This is a genomic window from Nocardia terrae, from assembly GCF_009760405.1.
In the GTDB taxonomy this organism is placed as follows: domain Bacteria; phylum Actinomycetota; class Actinomycetes; order Mycobacteriales; family Mycobacteriaceae; genus Nocardia; species Nocardia terrae.
The window spans coordinates 981,016-1,001,592 of the sequence record NZ_WRPP01000002.1; the positions used below are offsets into that span (position 1 = coordinate 981,016).

Genomic DNA, 20,577 nt, shown 5'->3' on the forward strand with positions numbered 1-20,577 from the left:
CCGGGAGGCGAGGTGACGGCTCCCAACCCGGCGTCAGCCCAGGTCCGGTAGGGCAGGCGAGGTGACCACACTTTCGGTGCATCCGATCGATACGCAATCGGGTTGCCGGTCATCCACTCTGGAAGTCTTCCCTCGAATTACCTGGCCTCACGCCGAGGAATCACCTGTGGGCGCGCGGCAGTACAACGGCCGTGCGGGGGTCACGCGGCGCGAGATCGGGGTCGGTTCCGTTCGCGAATTTTGGCCAGTGAGGTGGCCATCAACTCCCCGACGTGGTGGGCCTGGTTGACCTGCGGGGTGCGGGTGGGGTCGATGCTGGTTGGGGCGATCCAGCCGATGCGTCCGGCGTGTTCGGAATCCGGTGGCATGACCACCGTCTGCCATTTGGTCGGGCCTTCCCCGATCAGGGAGTGGCAGGAATCGCAGGCGAGGGTGAGGTTTTCGATGTCGGTGGGGCCGCCCTTGGCGAAGTCGGTGACATGGTGCACCTGGCACAGGGTGGCGGGGGCGGTGCAACCGGGGCGGGTGCAGCCACGTTCGGTCGCGATCAACGCCAGCCGTTGGGCCGGGTTGGCGAGTCGGTGCTTCTTGGCGTGGCCCAGGTGCAGGGGGCGGCCGTGGTGGTCGAAGACCAGCAGGTAGGGCTTGGCGTGCTGCGCCAAGACCAGGGCTTGTTCGAGTGGGACGGTTCCGCCGGTGGCGGTGGTCGCGACTCCGGCGGCGGCTTCGACCTCGGCCAGGCTCATGGTGATGATGGTGGAGACCGGCAGGCCGCGGTGCTGGCCGAGGTTGGCGGGTCCCATTTCCGGGCGCAGGAACGCCACGAGTGCGTCGTGCTGGCGTTGCGCGGTGGAGCGATTGTCACGACGCGCGGCGTCCTGGATCGCCTCGGCGGTGATTCCCTCACTGCACCACGGGCTTTCGGGGTCCGCGGGGTTGCACATGCCGGGCTGGGCCAGATCAGCGAAGATCGGATCCAGCAGTGCACGCGCGATCGGAGTCAACGACGCGGTGAGCGTGCTCATCCCGTCCACACCGGGCTTGCCCAGGGTGATCCCACGCCGAGCCTGCCGGTCCTCCTCGCGCACGAGAGTGCCGTCCGGGTCGAGGAGCGCCAGGATGCGATCCCCGGCGATGGGCAGCACGTTCGGGTTGGACTGGGTTGCCAAATGTGCGAGCTGGTATTCGGCATTGTCCTTGAGTACCGCATCGACCTTGCTCGGAATCCGCGCCATGATCTTGCCGATCGCGCGGGCATGGTCGGCGGAGACCAAGCCCTGTTCCTGTACCGCTGCCGTCCATGCCAACGTCGGTTCCAACAGCTGCCCCGCCGCTTGACGCACACCGAACAATTCGGCGGCCTGCACACGTGAACGGGCCTCGCCCAAGCTCAAATGCAAGAGCTGCTGCAGATATTGAGCAGAGTGATTCTTCCACCCAGCCTTCTCTGGCAGGCTGCGAGCATTCACTTGAGTCACGAATTTGTGATCGACCGCCGCGAAGCGCCGCCGGGTGTTTTCCATCCCTTGCATCGCATCGATGAGTGCCGCATCGGACATCGGGTCGAAGGAATTCTCGAGCAGTACGGAAGTGGCCCGCGCCAACATTTCGATCGCCTCAGCGATCGAAATGTTGGCGGAAACCCCTCCCTCGCTCATCCCCTCATTCTACGCCGACTGCACAGCGCAATTCGACGAATTATAAAGTGATGCAACGCATTTCAGAAACTTCGGACCTCAGACGCCCAGTGCCGAGGCGAACAACGGCCAGGAGTCGTGGACATCGTCCTGCCAATAGGGCCAGGCGTGAGTTCCATTGCGGTAGGCGACCTGTGCGGGAATTCCCAACGAACCCAGCCGTGAGACAAGGGAATCCGTGCAACTGCGCACGACCGACTCCATGAGTCCACCCACGGCCATGCGGTCGGTCAGCGCGCCCACATTGCCACCGGTCTCGGCGATGCTCTCGTGCAGGCCCGGTATGCCGTTTCCGGCCGAAATGTACAGCGCCACACCGCGCAGACGGTCGGCGTTGAGGACCGGGTCGTGGGCGTCCCAGGCCGGATTGTCGTCGGCTCCCCACATATTGGCGGCATTCGCGCCGAACAGACTCAATTCGGAGCGGACGTAGTTGCGGGCGACCGCGTCGGTCGTGCGGGGGCAGCCGCTGTAGGAGCCGACGGCCTGATACATGCCGGGTGCGTCGAGGGCGAGGTCCAGGGCCGAGGTGGCCGACATCGACGCCCCCGCGACCGCGTTGCGGCCGGTCATCTGGAACCGCGATTCCAGCAGTGGCGGGAGTTCGTGAATCAGGAAGGTGGACCATTTGTTCCGGCCCAGGGTTGGGTCGTCGGCCACCCAGTCGGTGTAGAAGCTGGCCCGGCCGCCGATCGGGGTGATGACGTTGACCGGTTTGTCGGCGAAGAACTGGGCCACGTCGGTGCGGGCGGTCCACGGGCCGCCCGATTCGCCGCCGTCGACCGCGTTGAGCAGATACAGGGCGGGCGCGGCGAAATCGGGGTGTGAAACCCATATCGGGATGGTCTTGTTCATCGCCGCCGAATACACCGTGACCTCGTACTGGCGGCCCCCGAGCGGGCGGACGTCGAGGATGGCGGAGTTGTCTCCGGGGTCGGCGGATGCGGCAGTGGGCGAAAGGGCAGCAAATGTGGCGATCAGGGCAAGGAGGGAGCGTGACAGCCGATGCATGAGTGGAGTATCCGCCCGTTGAGGCTCATTTTCCGGCATCACCGCGCGTGTTCGTCGGCGGAATGTGCCCGCAGGGCGGTGATCTCACCGGCCTCGGATTCGGCTACCCGCAGCTGTTCAGCTATTGACCAGCGGAGTTTGCGGGGCAGGTCGGGGGCCAGCTGGGTGAAGTAGGCGTAGAGCCAGTCGGATCGGGCGACGAGGAACGGGAAGTCGGTGCTCATCATCGATCGCAGGACCAGCATGGGCACCGGGGAGTCGAGGGGATGGAAGTCGCGGTCCCACAGGCCCGGAACGCCGCAGCCGGGGTAGAACTGGCCGAGCATCATGCCCTGTGAGACCACCTCTGTCTTGCGAGCGGCGTGGACCTCGTCGATCAGGTCGTAGCGGGTCAGTCCGGGGAATGCGGTGATCAGCGTCAGTCCGCGCGCCTCCGCCGGATTCTCCTGCCGCAGGCGGCGATACAGCTCGAACGCGTCGTCGATGATCAGGTTCATCTGCCCGATTCCCAATTCGTCGCCGCCGTCCGCGAGTCCGGCCCAGAACAGCTGCCGCGCCATGCTGTGCCGCACGAACGGGCACACCGGGCCGGGCCTGCCGAGATCCGGGTGCGGCCGCATCAGATGATCGTCCACCCAGCGCGTGAGGACTCCGGCCGTGTCACCCTGCCGCTCCCACAGCGCCGGATCCTCGTAGACGTTGAACCACCGTACAGCGGTCCGCGATCCGACCCTCATCGGCGGCCCTCGCGGTCCAGATGGGCGGCCAGGATCGGACCGATGACCGCGACGACATCGGCATTGGTGAGCTGTGCGTGGGTGGCGGGCACCGGGTGCTCGATGAGCGCGCCGGTGACGTAGGGCCGCCAGATCCCGGAGTCGACGGACTCGGTCATGCCGCGCGTGGCCGAGAAATACAGCAGGTCGCCGTCGAACACCGCCGGCCGGTATCGGGCCGAGAGCCGCACGCCGTCGACATAGCCGCGATGCAGCCGGGTCAGCTGTTCGGCGCTCAGGCCGGTGCCGAAAGAGGCTGCGGAGGCGGCCAATTCGGCGGCCGCCTGCTCGGCGGTCACCTCCGGCAGTTCGTCGCCGTCCTCGGGTTCGTCGCCGAGCAGGTGGGTGAGCAGATCCCGCATGCGCGGAGTGGGCGGTGGCGGCATGTCATCGGGGAACACGATGCTGTCCAGCATGGCCAGCGTCGCGACCCGCGCGCCCGCGGCCCGCAGCCGGACGGCGACAGCGTGCGCGATCTGCCCGCCCAGCGACCAACCCAGCAGGTGGTACGGCCCCTGTGGTTGTACGCGCAGGATCTCCTCGACATAGCCCGCGGCGAGGTCGTCGATGCTGGTCGCGGGCTGCGGATCGCCGCTGGGGGTCAGGGCCTGCAGCCCGTACACCGGACGATCGGGGACGTACCGTGCCAGACCCGCATAGCACCAGGCCAACGGCACCGCCGAATGCACGCAGAACAGGGGAGTGCCGGAATCGTTGCGGCGCAGGGTGAGTACCGCGTCCAGCGCGTCGTCGGTGGTGGCGCTGCCGTCGTGACTCTGCAGTCGCTGCGCGAGTTCGGCGACGGTGGGTGCGGTGTAGAGCCAGCGGACCGTCACCGGCAGCCCGGTGGCCGCCGACAACTCCGCCGAAACCGCCACACCGAGCAGGGAATTGCCGCCCAGCTCGAAGAAGTCGTCGTCGAGGCCGACCCGGTCGGTCTCGGTCGCGGCGGCGAACTGCTCGGCGACCAGACGCTGTAGGTCGCTCTCTGGGGCTCGGTAGGGGCGGTGCGCGGCGGGTGGCGGCGGGAGAGCGGTGCGATCGACCTTGCCGTGCGCGGTGATCGGGAGCCGATCCAATTCGACGAGCTGCGCGGGCACCAGCGCCGCGGGCAGCAGGGTGCGCAGCCGCCGGACCAGAGCGGTCGTATCCAGCCGAATGTCCTGTGCGGCAACGACGTAACCGATCAGCCTGGCCCCGGTCGGGGCCTCGTCCACGGTCACGACCGCCTGCGAGATCTCCGGCAGCACCGTGAGGGCGGCCGCCACTTCGCCGGCTTCCACTCGCCGCCCGCGCAAGGCCAGCTGGTCATCGGCGCGACCCAGGAAGACCATCTCCCCGCCGACCTCGGCCCGGACGAGATCCCCCGTGCGATAGAGCCTTTCGCCCGGGTGGAAAGGATCGGCGACGAATCGTTCGGCGGTGGCGGCGGGCCGGTGCCGGTAGCCCTGCGCCACCCCGGGACCGCCCAGATACAACTCGCCGTGACCACCGGGCGGCACCGGGCGCAGCCGGGCGTCGAGCACGAGCGCCCGCACTCCGGGCAGGGCCGGTCCGATCGTGACGGGTCGATCGGGGATCAGCGCGGCCGATTGTGTTGCCATGATCGTGGTTTCGGTAGGCCCGTACCCGTTGAACAGCCGCAGCGCTGAGGCCCAGCGCCGGACCAGATCGGCGGGGCACGCCTCCCCACCGACCACCGCTGCCCGCAGGGAGGGCACCTCGTCCGGGGCCAAGGTCGCCAATACGGCGGGAGTGGTCAGGAAATGGGTGATCTGTGCGCAGTTCAGCAGTTTCGTCAGATCGGCTCCGGCCACCACGCCGGTCGGCTCGACGATCAGCCGCGCTCCCGCCGCGAACGCGCCCAGCAACTCGAGCAGATGCGCGTCGAACGAGGGCGCATGCGCGTGCAGCACGTGCGAATCAGGCCGCACCCCATAGTGTTCGACGATGTAGTCGGTCAGCGACCCGAGCCCGCGATGGGTGACCACGACGCCCTTCGGCGTTCCGGTCGTACCCGAGGTGTAGATGAGATAGGCGGGATGCTCGGCCCGCAACGGACGCGTCCGCTCGGAGTCGAGCACCGCGCCCCCGGGCCGTTGCCCGACCCGCGCACCGAGGCCCGCGTCGTCGAGTTCGAGCCAGCGCGGCCCGTCGGGCAGGTCGGCGTGCACCGACGACACCGTGATCCCCATCCGCGCACCCGAATCCGCCGCGACCGTCTGCAGCCGCCGCGCCGGATCGGTGGGATCCACCGGCACGAACGCGGCTCCGGACTTGGCGATCGCCCACACCGCCAGCACCGACTCGGCCGAGCGCGGCACCGCGACCAGCACGAACTCCCCGGGTCCGGCACCGGATTCGATCAACTCGCGCGCCCACCGCGACGACACCTCGTCGAGTTCACGGTAGGTCCAGGTCCGGGTGCCGTCCCGAAGGGCGATTGCCGCGGGATCGACGAGCCCGCGAACCAGCGCGGTGCGCAGCAGATCCGGCAGGAGCCGATCCGCGGGCGCGGCGGAATCCTCTCGCGTCGCGCCCGGCAGGTCGATTCCGGGCACCCGCAGCTCGGGCTCGGCCAGGAACCGTTCGAGGTACTCCAGGAACCGCGCATGATGCCAGGCCAGCGTCTCGCGGCTGTACAACTGCGGATTCGCCTGCATGTCAATGGTGATCGTGCGCTCGTCCGGCCCCAGCTGATACCCGTTGACCAGTAGGTCCTCCACCGGCCCGAGCGACAGCAACCGCACCTCGGCGCTCAGCGGCCCCACCCGCGGCTGCTCGACGAATCGCAGCATGTTCACCACCGGCCCGAAACTGCCCCGCACCGTGAGGCTTTCCCCGGTGTCGCGCAGCATGTCCTCGTAGCGGTACCGCTGATGCCGCAGCGCCCCCACCACCTTGGCCCGCACCTGTTCGATCACCTGGCTGCCGGTGGCGTCGCGGATCCCGGTCAGCCGCAACGGCACCACGTTCGACACGGTCCCGGCCGAGCGCCGCAGCGCCGCCGTCGGGCGGGCGGGCACCGGCAGGGACAGCACGATCTCGTCGGATCCGGTCATCCCGGCCAGATAGCAGGCGAACGCCGCGATGGTCAGCTCGGGGAACGCGATTCCCGCGTCCAGCCGCAACTCTCGCAGCCTGCGGGCGGTCGATTCGGGCACCTCCGCGGCGATCCGATGCGGGCGCGGCGCGGGCGGCGCGGGTGCCGCGACCAGCCGCACGGGCTCACCCATGCCCGCCAGCTCCCCGGACCAGTACTCGCGATCGGTGCGGGCACGTGCGGAGGTGAGGTACTCGCGTTCGTCGTCCAGAATGTCGGCGACGGTCAGGAAGGACGGTTCGCTCTTGGTCGCGGCGGCCGAATCCAAAGTGGCACTGTACAACTCGGTCGTCCGCCGCAGCAGCGCCGCCGCCCCGAGCCCGTCCAGCACGATGTGGTGGCTGCGCAGGTAGAGCAGATGCCGCTGCGGCCCGAGCCGGTACACGGTCGCGACCGTCAGCGGGTCGGTGAGCAGATCCAGCGGCGAGCCCTGATCGCGGTCCATCAACTCCACCGCGGCTGCCAGGGGATCCGCACGGTCGGCGAGGTCCACGAACGGCGCGGGTGCGAAGCCGTCCGGATCGCGATACTGCCGCGGATACCCGTCCACCAGCCGGAACCGCAGCAGCGGCGACTCCAGCTCCCGCGCCGCCCGCGCCCCGCACTGCTGCAGCAACTCCCGCTCCAGCGCGCCGGTCAACTCCAGGTACATGGCCACGGTGTTCGGCACCGCCGGGAACAGCTGCTGGGCCACCCACCACCGCAATTGGGCCGCCGACAAGGGCAGGTCAGTGCAGACCGCCGTACCGCCCCCGCCATTGTCGGCCCGCGCCACCGCGTCTCCTCGCCTCCCGAACCGCCCGCCAGGTCTCGTTCGGTGGCAAACCTACGGCATCACACACCGGATCGGCCCGGAAGCAGGGCCGCCGGGCGTGGATTCGATGTGCTGGGGGACCGGGGTCGACCCGGCCGTATTTCAGATCATGGCGCGCAGCGGGCCCTCGGGCTCGACCCCCATGATCGTCAATGCCGTTGAGTGATACAGCGATCCGGGCGTATGGATCGCGTGCTGCAGTCCCACGTGCGCGTCCCGCCAGAACCGCTGCATGACATTGGCCCGCCGCACCGCATTGCCGCCCGAACGCGCGAAGATCTCGTCCACCGCCGACACCGCCCGCCACGCGCAGCGAACTTGATTGCGGCGCACCAGGGAACGATCCGCGAAGGTGATCTCCTTCCCGGCCTCGGACAGGTCGTAGAGGCGGCTGACCCCGTCGAGCAGCTGGGTGCGCGAGGCCGCGATGTCGGCGGCCGCCTCGGAGATGGCCGACAGCACGTACGGGTCGTCCTTGATCCGGGTGCCCATGGCCGTGACCCGGTCGCGCTGGTAGTCCAGGGGCGCGGCGAGCGCGCCCTCGGCGATGCCGACCACCGCCGCGGTGATGCCCAGCGGGAACATGGCCCAGAACGGCAGCTTGTACACGGTCTCGGTGCGCCCGGCCCGCTCGGCGGCGATCTCGCCCGCGGCGACGGCATCGAATTCGATGGTCCGATACGACGGAATGAACGAACCGTCGACGATGATGTCCTTGCTGCCGGTGCCCTGCAGCCCGATCACATCCCAGGAGTCGTCCACGATCGTGTAGTCCCGGCGTGGCAGCACGACGTGCAGAACCTTCGGCGGCATCACCGGATTGCCCTCGGCGTCGCCGAGCAGCGCGCCCAGGAAGATCCAGTCGCAGTGATCGGTACCCGAGGAGAACTGCCAGCGCCCGCGCAGCGTGAACCCGCCGTCGACCGGTGTGGCGACGCCCTGGGCCGCGTACGGCGAGGCGATCCAGGTGTCGGGGTTCTCGCCCCACACCTCGTTCTGCAGCCGCCGATCCATGAGCGCCATCTCCCACGGGTGCACCCCGCCCACACCGCACACCCACCCGGTCGATCCGCAGTATCCGGCCACCGCCATCACCGCCTCGGCGAAGTCCCGCGGATGCGCGGCGTACCCGCCGAAATCGGTCGGCTGCAGCAGCCGCATCACCCCGGCCTGCCGGATCAGCTTCACGCTTTCGTCGGAGAGCTTCCCGAGTCGCTCGGTCTCCTCGGCGGTCGCGGCCAGCTGCCCCGACAGCTCCTCGACCCGGTTCACTACCTCGTGCGTCATGGCAACTCCCACCGCTTCTAGAACGCGTTCTAGTTGAAGGTATCGCCGATGCGGCTGCCCGCGAGGAGAATTCCCGGTGATCGGTATGCGACCTTTCCGGGTGGCCGCCGGGGTGTGACGTACGAGACGGCCAATTAGATTGTGCACAATCTAATTGTTGGCTACTTTGTTGTACGTGACAGATGAGCAGGCGCTCGAGAACCAACTGTGCTTCGCGCTCTACGCGGCGTCGCGGGCGATGACGGCCATGTACCGGCCCAAGCTCGACGCGCTCGGCATCACCTATCCGCAGTACCTGGTCCTGCTGGCGCTGTGGCAGCGGGACGGGCGGACCGTCGGCGATCTGTGCTCGGCCCTGGAACTGGACTCGGGCACTCTCTCGCCGCTGCTCAAACGACTCGAAGCGGCCGGTTTCGTGGCGCGTCGCCGCTCCACGGCCGACGAACGACGGGTCGAGATCACCCTGACCGAGCGCGGACGCGAGTTGCGCTCGGCCGCATGCCACATCCCGGGGCGCTCGGCCGAGATCACCGGCATGTCCCTGGACGAACTGGCCGAACTCCGGACCACCTTGCGCCGGCTCACCGACGCGCTGACCACCCACACACGATCGAAGGAGAACCCCTCATGAGCGTGCTCTACACCGCGGAAGCCCTCGCGACCGGCGACGGCCGCAACGGCCACGTCCGCACCGACGACGGCAAGGTCGAATTCGACCTCTCGATCCCGAAGGAGATGGGCGGCAACGGGATCGGCACCAACCCCGAGCAGCTCTTCGCCGCCGGATACGCGGCCTGCTTCCACTCCGCGCTGCGCATGGTCGCCCGCACGGTCGAGGCGAATGTCGACGACTCGGCGGTGGGTGCGAAAGTGGGTATCGGCCCCAACGAGACCGGCGGGTTCGGCCTGAGTGTCACCCTCGAGGTGTCGCTGCCGCATCTGCCCCTGGACGAGGCGCGGGCGCTGGCCGACAAGGCGCACCAGGTGTGCCCGTACTCCAATGCCACGCGCGGCAATATCGAGGTCGACGTCATCGTGGTCGAGGACTGAGGAGGATGAGCATGCGTGCGGTAGTCATCGAACAGTTCGGCGAGCCCCAGGAAGTGCTGACCGCCGGTGAGCGGCCCGTGCCCGAGCCCGCGGCGGGGGAGGTGCGCATCGCCACCGCCCTGGCCCCGATCCACAATCACGACCTGGCCATCATTCGCGGCATCTACGGCTACCGGCCCGAGCTGCCCGCCGTCCCCGGCACCGAGGCGGTCGGCCGGATCGACGCCCTCGGACCCGGCGTGACCGGGCTGGAAGTCGGTCAGCGCGTGACCGTTTCGGGTGTGCAGGGCGCGTGGGCGGAATACTTCGTCGCCAAGGCGAGCGGTGTGGTGCCGGTCCCGGACTCGGTGTCCGACGCGACCGCGAGCCAGCTGCTGGCCATGCCGCTGAGCGCCCTGATGCTGCTCGAGGACCTGAATGTCGAAGCCGGGCAATGGATCACGATCAACGCCGCCAATGGCGCGGTGGGGCGGCTGCTGAACCTGCTCGCCCGGGCCCGCGGCGTGCACGTGCTCAACCTGGTGCGCAGCGCGGCCGCGGCGAAGTCCCTCGAGGAGATGGGCTTCGCGCCGGTCCTCGACACCGAATCCGAGGGCTGGCAGCAGCGGGTCACCGAGGTCACCGGCGGCGAGCCCATCGTGCGGGCCGTCGACCAGGTCAGCGGCAAGGCCGCCAACGATCTGCTGTCGGTGCTGGCGCCGCGCGGTGAACTCATCACCTTCGGCGCGCTCTCGGGCCAGCCCATGACGCTCAACCCCGGACCGCTGATCTTCAAACAGGCCGTCGTGAAGGGCTTCTGGGGTTCCAAGCGGGCCGAGGAGATCGGCGGCGACGAACGCCGCCGCCTCATCACCGAACTGGTCACCCTGGCCGCGCAGGGCGTGCTGGATCTGGCCGTCGAGGACACCTATCCGCTCGACGAGGCGGCCGCGGCCGCCGCGGCCAGCGAACGTCCGGGCCGCAACGCCAAGATCGCGCTGAGCGCGGCGGCGCTATCCGGCGAGTAGGACCGCGATCAACGTGATCGCGCCCGGCAGCCCCTGGGCGAACAGGATCCGCCGGCCGGCGGTGGCCGCGCCGTAGAGCCCGGCCACCACGACGCAGGCCGCGAAGAAGATCTTCGCGGCCTGCCCGACGGGGTCGGACGCGATCAGCGCCCAGATCAGGCCCGCGGCCAGAAAGCCGTTGTAGAGGCCCTGATTGGCGGCCATCACCTTGGTCGCCTCGGCGAACTCGGCCGTGTTCCCGAAGCTCGCGCGCACCCGCGGCGTGGTCCACAGGAACATCTCCATGACCATGATGTAGACGTGCAACGCGGCCAGCAATCCGACCAGGATCTCCGCGACCAACCGCATGACCGACCCGCCTTCCGTGAGGTTCCAATGCGGACCTCATCGTCGCAGACCCGAGATCGCCGGGACCGCGCGCACACGGTTGAGCTCGGAGTGTCGTTCCGGGCCCCGGGGTCCTCCGCCTTGGTCCCGATGAGCCGGGGGCGATCGTCCTCCGGGGACGGTGATTTCGGCCCTGGCCGCGCGGCCGCCGAACGCGTGACATGGGAGCATGACCACGACAACGCACACAGCGCACCCGTCGACCGCCGATTCGGTGCTGAAGATATCGGTGGGTCACCACGTTTCCGGCGCCGGCGCCGAGTATGTCCGCGAGAAGATCGGACCCGCGTTGGCTCATGCACCGGAACCGATCCTCTCGGCGCGCGTGCGCCTCACCGGGCACCGCGACCACGCCGTGCCGAAACCGATCGTGGCGCAGGCGAATATCAATATGGAGGGTCGGCCGGTCCGCGTGCAGGTCTCGGCCGCGACCACCCGGGAGGCCGTCGACCTGCTGGCCGCGCGGCTGAAAGCCCGGTTCGAACGGTTGTCCCGGCACTGGGAAGCGGTCCGCGGCGGCGGTCGCGGCGAGGTGCGCCCGCACGAATGGCACCATGGTGAGCCGCCGCGTGAACGACTGCCGTACTACCCGCGCCCGATCGAGGAGCGGCAGGTGTTGCGCCGCAAGTCCTATGCGCTGGCGGACGTGACCATCGACGAGGCGGCCTTCGACATGGACCTGATGGACTACGGATTCGAGCTGTTCACCGAGTCGGGCAGCGGAGTCGACAGTGTTCTCTATCGTCGCGGCAACGGGGACTACCGTTTGGCCCAGCTTTCCCCGAACCCCGAGGCGATCACGCCGGGTGCGGTGCGGCTCACGGTGAGCCCGCTCGGCGCGCCGGTGCTCGACGTCGAGGGCGCGATCACCCGGCTCGAGATGACCAAGTGGCCCTTCGTGTTCTTCCGCGAGGGCGAACAGGGGCGCGGCCGCGTGCTCTACCACCGCTACGACGGCCACTATGGACTGATCACGCCCGCCACATAGGGCGAACGCCACGACGGTGCCCTCGGATCCGGAGCGGATCCGAGGGCATCGTCGCATGCAGTGTGCCTGTCTCGATGTTCCGGGCCGTGGCGGCGGGACCAAAGTCCTGCCGGTCGATGCTGGGCGGCTCTGCCGCGGTCGCCGCGCTCGGCGCACAGTGAAGAGGCGCATGCCCGCGATGGCGGAATCGATTGTGCGACAATCATTGTGCGCTGGACCGCGCATCCGCCGCGGGTAGGTCCGGTCCGGCGCGTCGGGAGGTGGCCGTGATGCGGCGATACGACGACTATCTGCGCTGGATGTATCGGTCCGGGCGGCCGAATCTGTTCGCGCGCTTGCAGAATCGAGTGGGGGCGCTCCTGTTCGCCGCGGGCGTGTGGCCGCGGCGGGTGGCCGCGCTGGGGGTCCGCGGCCGTCGCAGCGGCCGGATGATCTGGTTTCCGGTGGTGCTCACCGAATTCGAGGGCCGGCGCTATCTGGTGTCCATGCTCGGCGAGCGGGTCAACTGGGTGCGCAATCTGCGTGCCGACCACGGGCGGGCCGTGTTGCGGCACGGACGGCGTGAGCAGGTACGGCTGCTGGAGGTCGCTCCGGAGCTGCGCGCGCCGATCCTGTGGGAGTACCTGCGTGTCGCGCCGGGCGCGCGCCCGCACATTCCGGTGGAACGCACCGCCGGACCGGCCGAGTACGAGAAGATCGCCGCCGAGTTCCCGGTGTTCCGGATCGAGACGGCCACCGCGGATTCCGCGCGCTAGCGGCTCTCACGAGTCATCGGTGGCCGCGTCCGGTATCCGGTTGTCGCGGTCCACGGCGCGGGCCACCCGTACGCGGTCCGCGCGCTCCTGCTCTTCCAGGGCGAATTCCAGTGTGGCCGCCGCGGTTCGAAGTGCCGGGATCCGGCGATGGCGCAGGCCGCGCAGGCGGATGCGGGTCGCGGCCAGCTCACGCTCCACCGCCCGCGCCGCCGCGGCGGCCGCGGCGTAGCGGACTCCCGCGGCGAGCGCGTCACGATGCGCGCCCCGGGCCGCGAGCAGGGTCGCGCTGCCGGTGACGGTGTTGCGGAAGTCCTGGGGCAGAACGCAATCCACCGAGTCCGGGAAACAGACCCCGGCCAGTGTCGTGGTGGTCACCTCGATACGGGCCGGGCCGGCGGTGGCGAGCCGGATCGCGCCCGTGCCGCCGAGCAGGGCGGCGCGGGCCTGGCGACGCACGGCCCGGCGATGGGCGGCCTCCCAGGCGAGCCGAGCTGTGTCGCGCTCGGCGGCCAGGCGTCGGCTCGCCTCGTCGAGGACCGAGAGCTTGCGATCCAGCAGCGCCGCACCGCGCTCGGCGACCGCGAGGCGTTCCCGCAGCCATTGACGGCCGGCGCGGCCGGGCGGAACTCGCATGGGCGGTGCCTCGATTCACTCGTGCTCGGATGCGCCGTAGCGGGCCTCGAGCAGCTCGTCGGGCAGCATGGTGAGCGCCCCGCGCGGCAGCCGGTCCAGGACCCGCCAGGCGCGTTCGAGCGAATCCTCCAGTGGCCGGGCCTGATCGGGCCGCTGCCCCATCAGCTCGGTGACGAACGCGTCCTCGGCCGCCAGGTGGGCGTGGTCGAGCTCGCCGAGCGCGTCGGGGCCGACCAGTTCGGCCAGCTCCCTGGCCTGCCGGGCGCGCGCGAGCACGGCCAGCAGTTGCGCCGCCACCGGGAGATGGTCGGCGCGGGTGCGTTGCGGCCCCGCGCCATTGCGCATCAGCCGCGACAGCGAGGACAGCGCGTCCATCGGCGGATACACCCCGCGCGCGGACAGATCAGGGGACAGGATCAGCTGGCCCTCGGTGATGTACCCGGTCAGATCCGGCACCGGGTGGGTGAGATCGCCGCCGGGCATGGTGAGCACCGGCACGATGGTGACCGAGCCCGGCTGTCCGACGATCCGGCCGCAGCGTTCGTAGAGAGAGGCGAGATCGCTGTAGAGATAACCCGGATAGGCGCGCCGCCCCGGCAATTCGCCGCGTGCCGCGGACACCTCGCGCAACGCGTCGGCGTAGTCGGTCATGTCGGTGAGCACGACCAGCACGTGCCGCCCGCCCTCGAAGGCCAGGTGCTCGGCGATGGTCAGCGCCAGCCGCGGGCTCAGCAGCCGCTCGATGACCGGGTCGTCGGCCAGGTTCAGCACCAGTGCGAGTTCGCCCGCCGCGGAACGCTCTTCGAGCGCCTCCCGGGCGTAGGCGGCGTCGGCGTGGGTGAGCCCCATGCCCGCGAAGACGACACAGAACGGCTCCCCGGCCGCGGTGGCCTGCGCGGCGATCTGGCAGGCCAGACGCAGATGCGGCAGGCCGGGCGCCGAGAACACCGGCAGCTTCTGCCCGCGCACCAGGGTGGCGAGCACATCCACCACCGACACCCCGGTGAGCACCGGATCGGCGGGCGGGTCACGGAACACCGGGTTCAGCGGCGAACCGTTGACGGGTTCGAGCCGTCCGGGCACCGGCGGGCCACCGTCGAGCGGCTCGCCGCGGCCGTTGCAGACCCGGCCCAGCCAGCCGTCGCCGACCGCGATACGCAGTGGGCCGCCGTCGAATTCGACCGTGGTGGCGGCGGGATCGACGGCGGCGGTGCCCTCCAGGACCTGCACCACGGCCAGATCGCCGTCGACCTCGAGCACCAGGCCGTGGCGAACCGTGCCGTCGTCGAAGTGGATTCGCACCGACTCGTCCCAGCCGACGGCCTCGACGCCGGACACGACGAGCAGCGGGCCGTGCACGTCACGCACATCGGTGTAGCGGATCCACGGTCGCACGGAGTTCATGACAGTTCCCCCAGTGCCCGCAGCATCCGGTCCCGCCGCTGTCCGGCCATGGCGGTGTCCTCGGGCCCCGACGCCTCGCGCGCCCGCACCAGCGGGCCGAAGTCCAGGCGTTCGATCCGCTCGGGTGCGACCCCGGCGGCGGCCAGTTCCCGGCAGCGCCGCACCACCGCCAGCACGGCATCGAGCAGGGCCGCGGTCTTGGCCATCGAACAGTGGGCGTCATTGTCGGACAAGGCGTTCTGCTGCAGGATCGCCTCGCGCAGCAGCCGCCCGGCCAGCACCACCATGCGCTGGTCGGCGGGCAGGGATTCGGCGCCGACGAGTTCGGTGAGCGCGCCGAGGCGGTCGGCCTCGGCCAGCAGTGTGGCGGCCTGCTCGCGGCGCGCACCCCAGTCCGGATCGCCGGCGGCGGCATATGCTGCCGCCACTACCTCGAGATCGCGGGAGAACGAGGCGGCCCAGGATACGGCGGGGTAGTGGCGGGCGTAGGCGAGCTCGCGGTCCAGCGACCAGCGGCAGCGAACGAAGCGTTCGGTATTCACCGTGACCGGTTCGGAGACATCGCCACCGGGCGGGGACACCGCGCCCACGATGGTGACCGACCCGGTCACGCCGCCCAGGGTGGTGACCGCGCCCGCCCGCTCGTAGAACGCGGCGAGCGCGGAGGCCAGATCGGCCGGATAGCCCTCCTCCGACGGGAGTGCTCCGGTGCGAGAGGCGAACTCGCGCAGCGCCTCCGCCCACCGGGAGGTCGAATCCGCCACCAGCACCACGTGATAGCCCATGTCGCGGAAGTGCTCGGCCACCGTGACGCCGGTGTAGACGCTGGCCTCGCGCGCCATCATCGGCATATTGGAGGTATTGGCGATGACGACGGTCCGATCGGCGAGGCGGCCGCCCGTGCGCGGATCGGGCAGGGCGGCCAATTCGGCGACGATCTCGGCCATTTCATTGCCGCGCTCGCCGCAACCCACGTAGACGATCACCTCGGCGTCACACCATTTGGCGATCTGCTGCAACAGCATGGTCTTGCCGGTGCCGAAACCGCCGGGCACGCTGACGCTGCCGCCGCGCAGCACCGGGAACAGCAGGTCCACCGCGCGCTGGCCGGTGTGCAGGGGTACCGCGGCGGCCGAGCGGTCGCGGCACGGGCGCGGAGTGCGGACCGGCCAGTGCGCGGTCAGTCCGATCGGGGTTCCGGCGACCGTGGCCACGGTGTGGTCCTTGTCGTAATCACCTTCGTGCGCAAGGGTTTCCAGCTGTCCTCGGATGCCCGGCGGGACGAGGATTCGGTAGTCGAGCGGGCCCGCGCCGGTCACCGAGCCGAGGACGGTTCCCGCATCGACAGTGGTACCGAGGGCGGCCGTGGGGTGGAAATGCCAGGCGCGCCCGTCGATGTCGCGGGATGCGCCGGGGTCCAGCCAGATCCCGGCGGTCGCGAGCGGGCGCAACAGCCCGTCGAAGACGCCGCCGAGCAGGCCCGGGGTCAGGTGCGCCGACAGCGGCCGCCGCAGCGGTGTCGCCGGATCGCCGCGGCCCAGGCCGCCGGTGTACTCGTATGCCTGCACGGAGACACGCTTTTCGCCGATCGCCACGATCTCGCCCGGCACCGCGGCCGGTCCGAGCGCCATCAGGTCGTTCATCGCCATGCCCGGGAACGCGTCCACCTCGACCAGTGGCCCGGCCACCCGCCGGATCCGGGTCGCGGGCGCGTTCATGACCACAGTCCCGCCAGCTCGGGCTCGACCGCCGCGAGCGCGTGGGCGGCGATCGTGTGCAGCCGCAGGTCGATTCGGCGGCCCCCGCACCGGGCGACGAATCCGCCGTCCGGGTCGTCGGCGATGATGGTGTCCGGGCCGAGAATCTCGATGGCCTTCGCGCGCAGGCGCGCCCGGGTGCGCGGCCAGTCCGGTTCGTCGCGCAGGGTCAGGATCGCGGCGGTGGATTCGTGACGCCACAGGTCGTAGGCGGCGCGCTGTGCCGCGAGGAGTCCGGCGCGCTCGGCGCGCGTGCGGCGGTGTTGTTCGGCGGCGAGTTGTGCGGCGGCACGGGCGGTTCCGGCCGCACGTGCCCGCTCGGCGAGGGTCGCCGCCTCGGCGCGGGCCCGGTCCATCGCGGCCTGAGCCTCGGCTCGCGCTGCGGCCACGGTGGCCTCGGCGTCGGCGGTGGCACGCCGCAGCAGGTTCGTGCCGAGCGGCGCCAACGCCGTCCGAACGCGGGTATCCGGGTCGTCGCGCCGGTGGCCGGAGGCGACGGGTGACGCGGGCGCGCAGGCTAGTTCGCTCACGACGGCATCACCGCCGTCAGCAGCGAGGTGGCGGCGAGTTCGGCGGTCAGGGACCGGGCGGCCGCGGCGGTGACGAGCACGGCCACGGCGTCGGAACCGATGTCCGCCCACGCCTTTCGCACGGCGGCGGGATCCTCGGCTTCGAGCACGGTCGCCCCGGCCAGGCGGTATCCGGCCACCTGGCTCGCCTCGCCGAGCACCACCACCGAACCCATCTCAGGCCTTCCCGATCAGCAGCACCGCCACGACCAGGCCGTAGATGGCGATGCCCTCGGCCAGGCCGACGATCACCATGGCCCGCCCGAACAGCTCGGGCCGTTCACTGAGCGCCGCCAGCGCGGCGGCTCCGGTATAGGCGACCGCGATGGCGGCGGCCAGCGACGAGGCCCCGACGGCAATGGCGGCCCCCAGCAGCGCCGCCCAGTTGCCGCCCGAACCGCCGCCGCTCGCCGCCAGCGGCTCCGCGCCCGCGGGGGCGGCGGACAGCAGCCACAAGATGATGGTCAGCATGATGAACCCTCCTGGGCCTCGATGCGGATTCGCCAGGGCACGAAGGGTTTCCCCGTGCCCGTGAACAGATGGGAGAACAGCTCGTAGAACTCGAGCCGCAACGCTTGTACGCCCGCGACCAGCGCCTCGAGCGCGAACGCGATGGCATTGCCGAGCACGAACACCGCAACCGCGAGCACCGGCCCGGCCACCCCGGCATGCGCCGCCGCCACCGTGCCCGACCAGACCACCCACCCCAATGCGCCATGCGTCATGCCGAACGCGGCCAGACGGGCGAACGACACCAGATTCGACCCCAGGCGCACCACCAGATCGAACACACCGATCCCGGCGGCGGTCGCCCCCACCGCGCCACCCCCGGATTCGGTGAAACTGCCGATGACCGAAAGGATCACGCCGACCGCCGCCACCGCGCCCCCGCCCCAGGCCAGCACATGCCACCGCAGCACCAGCCCCGCGCCGACCACCGCGAGCCCGAGAAACAATGCCGCCCCCGCGATCCCGGTCGCCGAGTACAGGGCCACCCGAGCACCGCCCTCGCGCCACCGGTTGACCGCCCCCACCGCGTGCGCCAATGCCAGCAGCGTCGCCCCCACCGCGACCCCCGCCCCGAGCAGCGGCAGCGGCGAGTCCAGCGGACTCAGCCACACCACCGGCAAAACGCCCGTAGGACCGAAGAATTCGCCATAGAGCACCCCGAAGAAGGTCGCCGCCGCACCCGCCCCGGCCACGAACGGCCACAGCGACGCGAACCGAGCCAGCCGGTGTACGCGCCGGGAAGCCAGCAGCGCCGCGGCGGCCATGACGAGCAGCCCGTGCCCGGCATCACCGAACATCATCCCGAACATGACCACATAGGCGATCCCCGCCGGAACGGTCGGATCGAGATCCCGATACGGCACCACCCCGTACACCCCGACCAGCGGCGCGAACGCCCGCCGCAGCGGCCGCCGCGCCGACAACAGCGTGGGCGGGTCCACCCCGGCCGGTGCGGGCAACGGCACCACCGCCGCCCCGACCGCCGCCAATCGTCCGGTGAGACCGGCCAATTCGGGCTCCGGACACCACCCTGCGACCGCGGCCGCACCACGATGCCGCACCGCGCTCGAGACCCGCGCCGCCAACTCGTCGGAATCGGTGACAGTAGTCCCCGAGGGCAAGCCGGTGGGCGGATCGTCGAGCTGCACGACCCCGGCCTCCGACGCCTCGATCAGCATGTCCCGCACCGCCTGCGACGGTGCGACCAGAGCGACCCGCCGCATCCGGACCGGTCCGAGCTCCTGCGAGAAGTTCATCGATGACCTCCCTCGAGCCCATCCGCCGCCCGCACCCACGCTCCATCGGCGGCGATCCCGCTCCTACGCCGGGTACGAACGTGCTCATCGGGCGAGTTCGTCGAGGTTCTCCGGGGCGAGGCCGCCCGCCGGACCTGCGAGACATCGGTGGAGACGAGCGTCGTGCGTCGAGTGCGGCCGGGTTCGCGATCATGCGACGAGTTCATCGAAGTCCTCCAACGCGAGCCCGTCCGTCGCCACCACTTGCAGTGCCGCCCGGACACGCCAGGCGTCGGCGGTGAGCAGGGCGACCGTGCCGACCACCGATGACGCGTCGAACCGGTGCTCGCGCAACAGCTCTCGGCCGTCCTGTTCCAGTTGCCGCCACCAGCCGAACTCCGCGCGCCACAGCGAGTCGGCGCTGTCGATGCCGGTCAGAACCCATCGAGCCGAGCGGGGGAGCGCGGCACGAAAGGCGGCCGGATCGGAGGCCGTCGCCACGGAGGGGCCGAGCAGCCGTGCGATCCGGTGGGCAGTGGGCGCTGGAAAGGGCCGTGCCTGCAGCAGTTGTCGCCGGGCGGTGAGCAGGGCGGCGAGGGCGAGGGCCCAGCGTCCGGCGTCGGGGACCGAGCCTGCTACCCGGGCCGCCCACCCGATCGCGACCCCGTCGGCGATATCCGCGACGTCGTCGGAACCGGGGTCGCCCCAGGGCGTACGGGCCAGCGCGGCCCGCAGTTCTCCCGGTGACCGCGCGTCGCGCACCCGGCTCCACGCGGTGGTGAGCGCGCCGAGTTGATACGGCGGAACGGATGGCGTCCCGGCCATACCGGCCGCGAGCCCGGCGATATCGGCGACCTCGAAAGCGCCTGCCAGCACCCGGATCAGGGCAACTCCGGCCCGCGGCTGCCAGCCTGCCAGGACCCGCAGCCGCCACACGGTTTCCTCACCGAGGGCGTGCTCGGTGTCGGCGAGGGTGGCCCCGACACGTATCCGACGCCGGTAGGAGCTCTCGGCCAAGCGTTGTTGTGCCGCGAGCAGGGATCCCGCAGTGGCGATCTCGCGCAGCTTCGCGGCATCGAGTCGGCGCACCAGCAGTCCGGTGGCCCGGACACTGCCCGCCACCCAGTCCGCGCTCACGACAGGCTCTTTCGGTCGGAGGCGCACAGTGCGTCCAGGTCGGCGCGGGCACGATCGGTGACGCGCCGCACGTACTCGGGCAGCCGCCGCTGGGCGCGATCGCCTACGGCCGCCGCGGCCGTCTGGTCCGCCGGATTCGGTGGCTCGGCCCGTGCCAGTTCCGCCGCCATGGTCTCGGCGGTCACGGATTCGGCTGCGGCGCGGGCATTGTCGACCAGAGCGTGGGCCTGCGCGTCGCCGTCGGCGCGAATCCGCTCGGCGCGTCGCTCGGCCTCGGCGCGCAGCCGGTCAGCTTCGTCCTGGATGGAGTCGAGGCGGCGCAGCACGGGCAGGAGTTCGGCCGATGCTTCGGCGGCCCGATCAGCGGGCACGCCGTGCGGGCCGGCGGGTCCGGGCGTGCCTGCCGGACGGAACCGATCGAGGAAGTCTCGCCACCGTGCCATGCCCTCGATCGTCG

At 70.6% G+C, this 20,577-nt stretch carries 20 protein-coding genes; 5 read left to right on the forward strand and 15 right to left on the reverse strand.

Annotated features, from left to right (window positions below):
* Nucleotides 1-200: 200 nt before the first annotated feature.
* From GPX89_RS14500 to GPX89_RS14520, 5 genes are all read right to left on the reverse strand, one after another.
* Nucleotides 201-1,658 (reverse strand): HNH endonuclease signature motif containing protein, encoded by a 1,458-nt coding sequence (locus GPX89_RS14500; RefSeq protein WP_157387934.1) that lies wholly within the window; start codon nucleotides 1,656-1,658, stop codon nucleotides 201-203.
* 78 nt (nucleotides 1,659-1,736) lie between these two features.
* Entirely contained in the window at nucleotides 1,737-2,708 is a 972-nt protein-coding gene (locus GPX89_RS14505) for an alpha/beta hydrolase (protein ID WP_157387935.1), read from the reverse strand.
* 38 nt (nucleotides 2,709-2,746) lie between these two features.
* Complete coding sequence (locus GPX89_RS14510) at nucleotides 2,747-3,445, reverse strand: DUF6875 domain-containing protein (protein WP_157387936.1); 699 nt, start codon at nucleotides 3,443-3,445, stop codon at nucleotides 2,747-2,749.
* The gene (locus tag GPX89_RS14515) at nucleotides 3,442-7,362 is read right to left on the reverse strand and encodes an amino acid adenylation domain-containing protein (RefSeq protein ID WP_328601818.1); all 3,921 of its coding nucleotides are present in this window, start codon (nucleotides 7,360-7,362) and stop codon (nucleotides 3,442-3,444) included. Before GPX89_RS14515 ends, GPX89_RS14510 begins: the two co-directional genes overlap by 4 nt.
* A gap of 141 nt (nucleotides 7,363-7,503) precedes the next feature.
* Nucleotides 7,504-8,688, reverse strand: coding sequence for an acyl-CoA dehydrogenase family protein (locus GPX89_RS14520; RefSeq protein ID WP_157387937.1), 1,185 nt, complete (start codon nucleotides 8,686-8,688; stop codon nucleotides 7,504-7,506).
* A gap of 175 nt (nucleotides 8,689-8,863) precedes the next feature.
* Between GPX89_RS14520 and GPX89_RS14525 the strand changes: the two genes are divergently transcribed.
* From GPX89_RS14525 to GPX89_RS14535, 3 genes are read left to right on the forward strand one after another with little or no spacing between them, the layout of a single operon-like run.
* Nucleotides 8,864-9,319 (forward strand): MarR family winged helix-turn-helix transcriptional regulator, encoded by a 456-nt coding sequence (locus GPX89_RS14525; protein ID WP_328601819.1) that lies wholly within the window; start codon nucleotides 8,864-8,866, stop codon nucleotides 9,317-9,319.
* A complete protein-coding gene (locus GPX89_RS14530; RefSeq protein WP_157387938.1) occupies nucleotides 9,316-9,738 on the forward strand; it encodes an organic hydroperoxide resistance protein in 423 nt (140 codons plus the stop codon). Before GPX89_RS14525 ends, GPX89_RS14530 begins: the two co-directional genes overlap by 4 nt.
* An 11-nt stretch (nucleotides 9,739-9,749) precedes the next feature.
* The gene (locus GPX89_RS14535; RefSeq protein WP_157387939.1) at nucleotides 9,750-10,745 is read left to right on the forward strand and encodes a zinc-binding dehydrogenase; all 996 of its coding nucleotides are present in this window, start codon (nucleotides 9,750-9,752) and stop codon (nucleotides 10,743-10,745) included.
* Here GPX89_RS14535 and GPX89_RS14540 read toward each other — a convergent pair.
* On the reverse strand, nucleotides 10,731-11,093 hold the full coding sequence (locus tag GPX89_RS14540) for a DUF1304 domain-containing protein (RefSeq protein ID WP_157387940.1): 363 nt from the start codon (nucleotides 11,091-11,093) through the stop codon (nucleotides 10,731-10,733). The genes GPX89_RS14535 and GPX89_RS14540 overlap by 15 nt on opposite strands.
* Nucleotides 11,094-11,301: 208 nt before the next feature.
* Between GPX89_RS14540 and GPX89_RS14545 the strand changes: the two genes are divergently transcribed.
* Together GPX89_RS14545 and GPX89_RS14550 are read left to right on the forward strand one after the other, a co-directional pair.
* Complete coding sequence (locus GPX89_RS14545) at nucleotides 11,302-12,120, forward strand: sigma 54 modulation/S30EA ribosomal C-terminal domain-containing protein (protein WP_157387941.1); 819 nt, start codon at nucleotides 11,302-11,304, stop codon at nucleotides 12,118-12,120.
* 269 nt (nucleotides 12,121-12,389) lie between these two features.
* The gene (locus GPX89_RS14550; RefSeq protein ID WP_157387942.1) at nucleotides 12,390-12,875 is read left to right on the forward strand and encodes a nitroreductase/quinone reductase family protein; all 486 of its coding nucleotides are present in this window, start codon (nucleotides 12,390-12,392) and stop codon (nucleotides 12,873-12,875) included.
* Nucleotides 12,876-12,881: 6 nt separating this feature from the next.
* Here the strand turns inward: GPX89_RS14550 and GPX89_RS14555 are convergent, their stop codons facing one another.
* The 9 genes from GPX89_RS14555 to GPX89_RS14595 form a co-directional block, all read right to left on the reverse strand.
* The gene (locus GPX89_RS14555; RefSeq protein ID WP_157387943.1) at nucleotides 12,882-13,508 is read right to left on the reverse strand and encodes a V-type ATP synthase subunit D; all 627 of its coding nucleotides are present in this window, start codon (nucleotides 13,506-13,508) and stop codon (nucleotides 12,882-12,884) included.
* Between the two features lie 15 nt (nucleotides 13,509-13,523).
* Nucleotides 13,524-14,912, reverse strand: coding sequence for a V-type ATP synthase subunit B (locus GPX89_RS14560; RefSeq protein ID WP_157387944.1), 1,389 nt, complete (start codon nucleotides 14,910-14,912; stop codon nucleotides 13,524-13,526).
* Nucleotides 14,909-16,630: a V-type ATP synthase subunit A gene (locus tag GPX89_RS14565; RefSeq protein ID WP_157387945.1), complete on the reverse strand. Its 1,722-nt coding sequence runs from the start codon at nucleotides 16,628-16,630 to the stop codon at nucleotides 14,909-14,911. The genes GPX89_RS14560 and GPX89_RS14565 overlap by 4 nt, the downstream gene beginning before the upstream one ends.
* Nucleotides 16,627-17,199: a hypothetical protein gene (locus GPX89_RS14570; protein ID WP_157387946.1), complete on the reverse strand. Its 573-nt coding sequence runs from the start codon at nucleotides 17,197-17,199 to the stop codon at nucleotides 16,627-16,629. Before GPX89_RS14570 ends, GPX89_RS14565 begins: the two co-directional genes overlap by 4 nt.
* The gene (locus GPX89_RS14575) at nucleotides 17,196-17,414 is read right to left on the reverse strand and encodes a hypothetical protein (protein ID WP_157387947.1); all 219 of its coding nucleotides are present in this window, start codon (nucleotides 17,412-17,414) and stop codon (nucleotides 17,196-17,198) included. The genes GPX89_RS14570 and GPX89_RS14575 overlap by 4 nt, the downstream gene beginning before the upstream one ends.
* A gap of 1 nt (nucleotide 17,415) precedes the next feature.
* The gene (locus GPX89_RS14580) at nucleotides 17,416-17,709 is read right to left on the reverse strand and encodes an ATP synthase subunit C (protein WP_157387948.1); all 294 of its coding nucleotides are present in this window, start codon (nucleotides 17,707-17,709) and stop codon (nucleotides 17,416-17,418) included.
* On the reverse strand, nucleotides 17,703-19,004 hold the full coding sequence (locus GPX89_RS14585; protein ID WP_235947132.1) for a V-type ATPase 116kDa subunit family protein: 1,302 nt from the start codon (nucleotides 19,002-19,004) through the stop codon (nucleotides 17,703-17,705). The genes GPX89_RS14580 and GPX89_RS14585 overlap by 7 nt, the downstream gene beginning before the upstream one ends.
* 189 nt (nucleotides 19,005-19,193) lie before the next feature.
* Complete coding sequence (locus GPX89_RS14590) at nucleotides 19,194-20,120, reverse strand: hypothetical protein (RefSeq protein WP_157387949.1); 927 nt, start codon at nucleotides 20,118-20,120, stop codon at nucleotides 19,194-19,196.
* Nucleotides 20,117-20,563, reverse strand: coding sequence for a hypothetical protein (locus GPX89_RS14595; RefSeq protein WP_157387950.1), 447 nt, complete (start codon nucleotides 20,561-20,563; stop codon nucleotides 20,117-20,119). The genes GPX89_RS14590 and GPX89_RS14595 overlap by 4 nt, the downstream gene beginning before the upstream one ends.
* Nucleotides 20,564-20,577 lie beyond the last annotated feature (14 nt).